9 protein-coding genes are annotated in these 7,297 nt (G+C 72.6%); 5 read left to right on the forward strand and 4 right to left on the reverse strand.

The window, feature by feature from the left end:
- From GL263_RS17450 to GL263_RS17465, 4 genes are all read left to right on the forward strand, one after another.
- The coding region (locus tag GL263_RS17450; protein WP_182856655.1) for a DUF2975 domain-containing protein at positions 1-557 on the forward strand (557 nt) is incomplete at its 5' end.
- Complete coding sequence (locus GL263_RS17455) at positions 557-790, forward strand: helix-turn-helix domain-containing protein (RefSeq protein WP_182856656.1); 234 nt, start codon at positions 557-559, stop codon at positions 788-790. The genes GL263_RS17450 and GL263_RS17455, both read left to right, overlap by 1 nt.
- Before the next feature lie 75 nt (positions 791-865).
- Entirely contained in the window at positions 866-1,348 is a 483-nt protein-coding gene (locus tag GL263_RS17460) for a DUF3515 domain-containing protein (protein WP_182856657.1), read from the forward strand.
- A gap of 297 nt (positions 1,349-1,645) precedes the next feature.
- Positions 1,646-3,178, forward strand: a complete 1,533-nt coding sequence (locus GL263_RS17465) for an MDR family MFS transporter (protein WP_182856658.1) — start codon at positions 1,646-1,648, stop codon at positions 3,176-3,178.
- Between the two features lie 168 nt (positions 3,179-3,346).
- Here the strand turns inward: GL263_RS17465 and GL263_RS17470 are convergent, their stop codons facing one another.
- From GL263_RS17470 to GL263_RS29265, 4 genes are all read right to left on the reverse strand, one after another.
- Positions 3,347-4,252 carry an RNA polymerase sigma-70 factor gene (locus GL263_RS17470; protein ID WP_182856659.1) on the reverse strand — a complete coding sequence of 302 codons (906 nt, stop codon included), beginning with the start codon at positions 4,250-4,252 and terminating at the stop codon, positions 3,347-3,349.
- A gap of 76 nt (positions 4,253-4,328) precedes the next feature.
- Positions 4,329-5,528 (reverse strand): NAD(P)/FAD-dependent oxidoreductase, encoded by a 1,200-nt coding sequence (locus tag GL263_RS17475; protein WP_228456587.1) that lies wholly within the window; start codon positions 5,526-5,528, stop codon positions 4,329-4,331.
- Positions 5,529-5,629: 101 nt separating this feature from the next.
- Entirely contained in the window at positions 5,630-6,307 is a 678-nt protein-coding gene (locus GL263_RS17480; protein ID WP_182856660.1) for a hypothetical protein, read from the reverse strand.
- A gap of 97 nt (positions 6,308-6,404) precedes the next feature.
- Positions 6,405-6,740 (reverse strand): MDR/zinc-dependent alcohol dehydrogenase-like family protein, encoded by a 336-nt coding sequence (locus tag GL263_RS29265; protein ID WP_182856663.1) that lies wholly within the window; start codon positions 6,738-6,740, stop codon positions 6,405-6,407.
- Here GL263_RS29265 and GL263_RS17490 point away from each other — a divergent pair.
- On the forward strand, positions 6,723-7,297 hold a 575-nt coding region (locus tag GL263_RS17490), incomplete at its 3' end, for an acyltransferase family protein (protein ID WP_182856661.1). The two genes, GL263_RS29265 and GL263_RS17490, sit on opposite strands and share 18 nt — an antisense overlap.

Below are 7,297 nucleotides of genomic sequence, written 5' to 3' on the forward strand. Positions count from 1 at the left end.
GCCTCGGAGTGGCGCTGGCGCTCGCGGGCGTCTTCGGGGTACTGCTGCCGATCCTCGGCATCGTGGGGACGATCGACCCCGTGAACACGCGCGAGGTGGAGACCGAGGCCGCCGCCCGGGTGCCGGACGCGGTGGCGAGCGGGCCGGTGACACTCGGCGGCACTCGCCAAGCGGAAGTCGCCTTCGCCGAACCGGACTTGCCGCAGCGGATGCTGCTCGCCCTGCCCGAGGTCGCGGGCAGTCTGCTGCTCGCCCTCGTCCTCTTCCTGCTGCTGCGCATCGCCGGCACGCTGCGCGCCGGGGACGTCTTCGTGCCGAGGAACGCCCGCCGCCTGCTCGCCATCGCCGTGGCGACCGTCGCCATCGGCCTGCTCGGCCCCCTCGTGGAGGCGATCACCACGCAACTGCTGGTGGCCGACACCGCTGTCGCCGAGGCAGTCCCCTTCGTCTACACCGTCTCCACCGCGCCGCTTCTGCTGGGCGTGCTGATCGCGGCGCTGGCCGAGGCGTTCCGGCAGGGCACCAGGCTGCGCGCGGACACCGAAGGGCTTGTCTGATGCCGCCGGAGGAGGACCACCGGATCAAGGTCCACCTGGACCGGCTGCTCGCGGAACGCGGCATGACCCTCGCCGAGTTGGCGGGTCGCGTCGGTGTCACGGTGGTCAACCTCTCCGTGCTGAAGAACGACCGGGCGAAGGCGATCCGCTTCTCGACGCTCAGCGCGATCTGCCGGGAACTGGGATGCCAGCCGGGCGACCTGCTGGGCTACGGCGACCCCGACGCTCGCTGAGCGCCGCCCGACGCGGAGCGACCACGAAGGCCGACAACAAACCGACAACGGGGACACCCGGACAAGGACCACCCCATGAAGACCGTCACCACCCGGCGCCTGGTGCGGGCCGGCGTGCTCGCCGTGTGCGCCACCGCTCTCACGGCCTGTGCGATCTCGACCGACTCCTACAACGTCTCGGCCGCCCCCGGCGGGGAGAGCTCCCAGTGCGCCGATCTCGTGGGCAGTGCCCCGGAGCGGCTCGCCGGACACGAACGCGAGGACACCAACCAGAAAGGGACGGCCGTGTGGGGAAGCGGCCACGTCGTCCTCCGGTGCGGCAACATCTCGAACGTCCCGGATTCGGCCCCCTGCTCGTCGGTGAACGGCGTCGACTGGGTCGTGAACGAGGAGCGGAGCCGCGACGGGGAGAGGACCGTACTGACGTACGGACGCGAGCCCGCGGCCGAGATCAGGGTCGCCAAGCGGGTCGGAGACCAGGACGCCGTCATCGGCGAGCTGTCCGGCATCGTCTCGGAGGTGCTGACGCGGCAGAAGTCCTGCGAGAAGCGGGACTGAGCCTCGACGCGGCGGCGCTCGCGGTTCAGCGGACCGCTGTTCCAGCAGGGTGAGGGTGCTGCCGTCGAGTTCGACCGGCACGCCGATCGCGCGGCCGGCCGGGCCTGGACGGCGAGCGGTCGCACTCGGTGACCGGGCGAAAAAGCCCGTGCGAGTTCGCACCGCGATGCGGAACACTCTGGGCGACCGATGACTTGTACCAGGCGGGCCGGTCCAACAGTGTTGACCGGCCCGCGTCCACGCCGAAGGCCCCTGGCTGGGAGGCGACTGCGACCAGGAACCCCAGCGAGGTGCTGTATGACCACTGCGACCCGAGAACAACAGGCCCCACCAGCGGGCCGCACGCCGGCGGTGGTCCGGCTGCTGGTGCTGGCCACGTTCGTGGTGATCCTGAACGAGACCATCATGGTCAACGCGATCCCGCGGCTGATGGACTCGCTCGCGATCACCGAGCAGTCGGCGCAGTGGGTGTCGACCGCCTTCATGCTGACGATGGCGGCGGTGATCCCGGTCACCGGATGGTTCCTCCAGCGGGTCACCACCCGCCAGGCCTACGCGATAGCCATGGGTGTGTTCCTCACCGGTACGGCGCTGTCCGCGGTCGCGCCGTCGTTCGAGGTGCTGCTGCTGGGGCGGGTCGTGCAGGCCGCCGGCACGGCGGTGATGATGCCGCTGCTGATGACCACCCTGATGGTGGTGGTCCCCCAGCATGACCGCGGCCGGGTGATGGGCAACGTCACGCTGGCGATCTCGGTGGCGCCCGCGCTCGGGCCCGCCGTCTCCGGGGTGATCCTCCAACTCGGTTCCTGGCGGCTGCTGTTCCTCGTCGTGCTGCCCATCGCGGGGCTGGTGACGTTCTTCGGGCTGCGGCAGCTGGAGAACATCGGCGAGCCGAAGGCGGGATCCATCGACTGGCTCAGCGTGGCTGTGGCGGCGCTCGGCTTCGGCGGTCTGGTGTACGGGCTGAGCCTCTTCGGTGAGGGCCACGGCGGGGTCGGCACCGGTGTCGGCGTGACCGCGGCCGGTCTCGCGACCATCGCGCTGTTTGTCTTCCGGCAGCTGCGGCTGCAGCGCGGCGGTGTGCCGCTGATGGACCTGCGCACGCTGCGGCACCGCACCTACACGCTGTCCCTGGTCCTGATGTCGGTCGGCTTCCTGGCGATGCTCGGCTCGATGATCCTGCTGCCGCTGTACCTGCAGAACCTGCGCGGGCTCAGCCCCTTGCAGACCGGGCTGCTGGTCATGCCGGGCGGCCTGGTGATGGGTCTGCTGGGGCCGACGATCGGGAAGGCGTTCGACCGGTTCGGCAGCCGCCCGCTGGTGCTGCCCGGCGCCATCGGCATGACCCTCGCGCTCGCCGGCTTCACCCAGATCTCGACGACGATGCCGTTTGTGCTGGTCCTGGCGCTGCACACGCTGCTGATGGTCAGCCTCGCCGCCACGTTCACCCCGTGCTTCACCCTCGGCATGGGCGGGCTCCCGCCGCACCTGTACTCGCACGGCAGCTCGATGCTCGGCACGCTGCAGCAGGTGTCCGCGGCCCTCGGTACGGCGCTTGTGGTGACGGTGATGTCCGCGCGCGGCAGCAGCCTGGTCGCCGGCGGGGCGGACGCCGTGTCCGCGCAGGTGAGCGGGATGAAGCTGGCGTTTGTCGTCGCGGCGCTGCTCTCCCTGGTGGCGGTCGCCGTCGCCGTGAGGCTCCCGAACCGCGCCCCGGCACCGGAGCCCCAGGACTCCGGTGACACCGCCGCCCCCGGCGGCACCGACAAGGAGCCGTCGGCGGACTCCTCCGCCGCCCAGGGCGAGGCCGCCGCCGTCACCAAGGCATGAAAGGCGGGCGGGCGGCCGACCGGTGGCGCCGGCCGACCGACTGATACCTCCCGCCCTTCCGGCCCTTCCGGCCCTTCCGGCCCGGTCGGTAACACCGCGCAGGCTCCCTTCCCCGGCCTCGCGGGCGAGGGGGTTCACCGCCGGAGCCGCCTCGGGGGCCCGGGGCGGTCAGCGGAGGGTGAGGGGGGTTTCGGAGGTGATGCGGGAGAGCTTCTCGGGGTTGCGGACGTAGTAGATCCCGGCGACGCGGCTGTCCTCGACGCGGACGGCGAGCACGCCGTCGAGGTCGCCGTTCAGGCGGACGAGGAAGGCCGGGTTGCCGTTGACCACCGTCGGCTCGATGCTGAAGCCGCCCCCGACCTTGCTCAGACCGCCGAAGAACAGGCGGGACACCTTGTCCGCGCCGACGATCGGGCGCAGCACGGCCTGCCTGACCCCGCCGCCGTCGCCGACGAGGACGACGTCGGGGGCGAGCACGTCGAGCAGGCTCTGCGGGTCCCCGGTCTCCAGCGCGGCGCGGAACGCGTCGAGGGCCGCGCGGGTCTGGCCGGAGGACACCGCCTGCCGGGGCCGGCGGGCGTCGACGTGGCGGCGCGCCCGGTGGTTGATCTGCCGGACGGCGTCCGGGCGTTTGTCGACGGCGGCGGCGATCTCGTCGTAGTCGACGTCGAAGACCTCACGCAGGACGAACACCGCGCGCTCGGTCGGTGACAGCGTTTCGAGGACGAGCATGAGCGCCATCGAGAGACTCTCGGCGAGTTCCACGTCCTCGGCGACGTCCGGCGCGGTGAGCAGCGGCTCGGGAAGCCAGGGGCCGACGTACGCCTCCCTGCGGCGCTTCACGGTCCGCAGCCGGTTGAGTGCCTGGCGGGTGGTGATCCGGACCAGGTAGGCACGCTGGTTGCGCACCTGCTCCGGGTCGACCGCGGCCCACCGCAGCCAGGTCTCCTGGAGGACGTCCTCCGCGTCGGCGGCCGAGCCGAGCATCTCGTAGGCGACGGTGAAGAGCAGGTTCCGGTGGGCCACGAAGGTCTCGGTCGCCGGGTCGGGGTCGCTGTCGCGGTGGTCGGTCATGTGTCTCGCACTCCCTCGTTCGGAGGTCGAACGTGTTCGAAGGTCGAAGGCGGGCCGGGCGGGGCCCGGCCCGCGTTCAGCGGGTCAGCGCCTCGTCCCGCCTGGCGTGCAGGAGACGCGCGCGGCTGCCGTCCTTGAACCGCCACGTGAACGAGCCCGGCTTGCGGGCCTCGGCCGCCAGGTGGTGGGTCAGGTGGTCCAGTGCGGTGGCCTTGATCTTCCCGGTGATCTTCCCGGTGAGGCGGCCGCCGAGGTGGAAGGGCCTCGCCGTGTCGTCCCTGGCGGCGATCTGCAGGACGGCGGTACGGCTGCCGACGGCGACGCACTGGCCGAAGTAGCCGATGTCAAGCGGCTCGGGCCGCTCGCCGGCGAGCCGGGCGAGGACGGTGTCGGCGGCGTGCGCGCCCAGCGGGGTCGCCGTCTGGCAGCTCATCCGCAGCGGGAGGTCCGACGGCGCCGCCGCGTCCCCGGCCGCGAGGACACGCGGATCGTCGACGCTGGTCAGCGTCTCGTCCGTGACCAGGCGGCCCAGGGCGTCGGTGCGCAGACCGCTGCGCGCGGCCAGGTCGGGGACGCCGAATCCGGCGGTCCAGACGGTCACGGCGCTCGGCTGTTCCCGTCCGTCGTCGAGCCGCACGGCGGACCCGGTCACCTCGGTCACCCTGCTGCCGGGGCCGTCGAGCACGGTCACGCCGAGCGCGGCCAGCCGCCGGGCGAGGGACCGGCGGGCCCGCTCGTGCAGGGCGGGGGCGAGTACGCCGCCGCAGACGAGGGTGACGTCGCGGCCCTCCTCCGCCAGCTCGCCGGCGATCTCGATGCCGGTCGCGCCGGCCCCGACGACGGTCACCGGGGCGTTCGCGGGTGCTTCGGCGAGGGTCGACCGCAGTGCGCGGGCCTCCTCCAGGGTGGCGGCGGGGTGGGCGTGCTCGGCGGCGCCCGGCACGTCGGGGCGGGCTCCCCCGCTGCCGACGGCGTAGATCAGGTAGTCGTAGCCGACCGAACCGCCGCCGGTCAGGGCCACGTCGCGTTCGGCCGGGTTGATCCGGGCCACCGAGTCGACCAGCAGCCGGACCCGGTCGGACAGGACCTTCCGGAAGTCGACAAGCGCGTCATGCGTGCCGCCGACCACCTGGTGGAGACGGATGCGGTGAACGAAGGTCGGGCGCGGGTTGATCAGGGTCACGGTCACGTCGTCGCGCCGGGTGAGGCGGTTGGCGGCGATGACGCCCGCGTAGCCGCCGCCGACGACCACGACGTGTGTCATGTGGTGTCCCATGGTCTCTCTCCTGACGTTTCAGGGGTTCGACCACGGGACACCGGTGCTCGGGCTTGTGTGACACCGTGTGGCGCGGGCCACATCCGCCGGGCGGGCCGGGCTCAGGAGAGGGTGACGAGGCCGGGGGCCCAGCGGAGGACTGCGGCGCAGACGAGGACCCAGAGGAGGACGGTCGCGGCGACCAGCGCGGCGGTCGCGGCACGGGACGTTCGTCCGGCGCGGGGGTCTCCCCCGGGGCCGAAGACGGAGTCCGGGTCCAGTTCGACGGGTGTGCCGGGGGCGAACCGCTGGACCGCCTCGGCCAGCTCGTGCGCCCGGTCGCGCCACCGCACGCTGCGGACGCGTACGGTCCTCTCGTCCAGGCGCACCTCCAGCTGGTACCGGGTGGAGGTGCGGCGGCCCCTCTCCGCGCCGAGCCGCAGTGAGCGCACGGTGGCCCAGGGGTGGGTGACGCCGCCGTGGCTGACGCCCTGGGGCGAGCAGTCCACCAGGACGGTCCAGCGGGTCATCAGCGGTGGGAGGAAGCCGATGGTGAGCATGGCGCCGGCGGCAAGGTACAGCAGCGCCCACAGGAACAGCATGTACAGGTCGTCCACGCGGTCGGCGTTCCGCCACAGGGCGAACAACAGCAGGGATCCGAGAGTGCCGATCGCCGCGGCGGCGGCCAGTCGCCCGGTCACGTCGCGCCAGTGTTCCAGGAAGTGGACGGGCTCCTCCGTGGATCCGGCGTCCACCGGTGGCCGTTGGCTTTCGGATGGCTGGGTCTCGTCCGGGTCCATGTCCGCCGCCTCCCCCTCGCGCGGCCGGACTCCGCGCGCCCGCCCGTCAACTCCACCGTGCGGCGCGGCAGATGAGCGGTCAACCCGCTTTGCCACCTCAGGGGAGGCGGACGACCGCCTTGCCGGTGTTCTCTCCGCGCAGCATGCCGAGGAACGCCTCGACGGCGTTGTCGAAGCCGTCGGTGACGTCGAGCCGGTCGGTGAGGCGGCCCGACGCGGTCTGACGCGCGCTGCGGGCCTCCCTGCCGCTCTGTGCTCTTTCGGGTAGTTTTGCGCGAGTGCCGTCCGGGAAGGGGCGGGCCGCCGTGGCGACCGGGGTGGTGGTCTGGTGTTGCGTCAGGTGCGGCGAGCGGTGGAGCTGACGCCGCCGGAACGGGACCGGTACGTCGATCTGCTGCGGGCCCTGGCGATCACGATGGTCGTGCTCGGCCACTGGCTGGTCGTGGCGGTCACCTACACCGACGAGGACGGGCTCGACGGGTTCAGCGCGCTGGCGACCGTGCCGTGGAGCCGCCCGCTGACCTGGCTGTTCCAGGTGATGCCGCTGTTCTTCCTGGTGGGCGGCTATGTGAACGGCGCGTCGTTCGGCGCGCACCGGCGGGACGGCGGCGACGCGGCGGGCTGGCTGCTCAAGCGGGCGGGGCGGCTCCTGGGCCCGACGACGGTGTTCGCGCTCGCCGTCGCGGCGTGCGCGCTGGTGGCGCGCGCTCTGGGGGCGGACCCGGAGTTGGTCGGCACGGCCGGGTGGCTGGTGACGATCCCGCTGTGGTTCCTGACCGCGTACCTGGTCGTGGTGGTGCTCACCCCGCTGCTGTATCCGCTGCACGAGCGGGCCGGCTGGGCGGTGGTGGCGGTGCTGGTCGGCTGCGTGGCGGCGGCCGACACGGCGAGGTTCGCGCTGGATCTGGAGCAGGTGGCGTACGCGAACTACCTGTTGGTGTGGCTGCTGGTGCACCAGGTCGGGTTCCTGTGGCGGGACGGGCGCCTCCC

The sequence above is a fragment of the Streptomyces durbertensis genome (assembly GCF_014156695.1).
Classification (GTDB): domain Bacteria; phylum Actinomycetota; class Actinomycetes; order Streptomycetales; family Streptomycetaceae; genus Streptomyces; species Streptomyces durbertensis.

Coding starts and splice junctions, on each gene's coding strand:
- GL263_RS17455 (WP_182856656.1), top strand. CDS start 557: ATGCCGCCGGAGGAGGACCACCGGATCAAGGTCCACCTGGACCGGCTG.
- GL263_RS17460 (WP_182856657.1), top strand. CDS start 866: ATGAAGACCGTCACCACCCGGCGCCTGGTGCGGGCCGGCGTGCTCGCC.
- GL263_RS17465 (WP_182856658.1), top strand. CDS start 1,646: ATGACCACTGCGACCCGAGAACAACAGGCCCCACCAGCGGGCCGCACG.
- GL263_RS17470 (WP_182856659.1), bottom strand. CDS start 4,252: ATGACCGACCACCGCGACAGCGACCCCGACCCGGCGACCGAGACCTTC.
- GL263_RS17475 (WP_228456587.1), bottom strand. CDS start 5,528: ATGGGACACCACATGACACACGTCGTGGTCGTCGGCGGCGGCTACGCG.
- GL263_RS17480 (WP_182856660.1), bottom strand. CDS start 6,307: ATGGACCCGGACGAGACCCAGCCATCCGAAAGCCAACGGCCACCGGTG.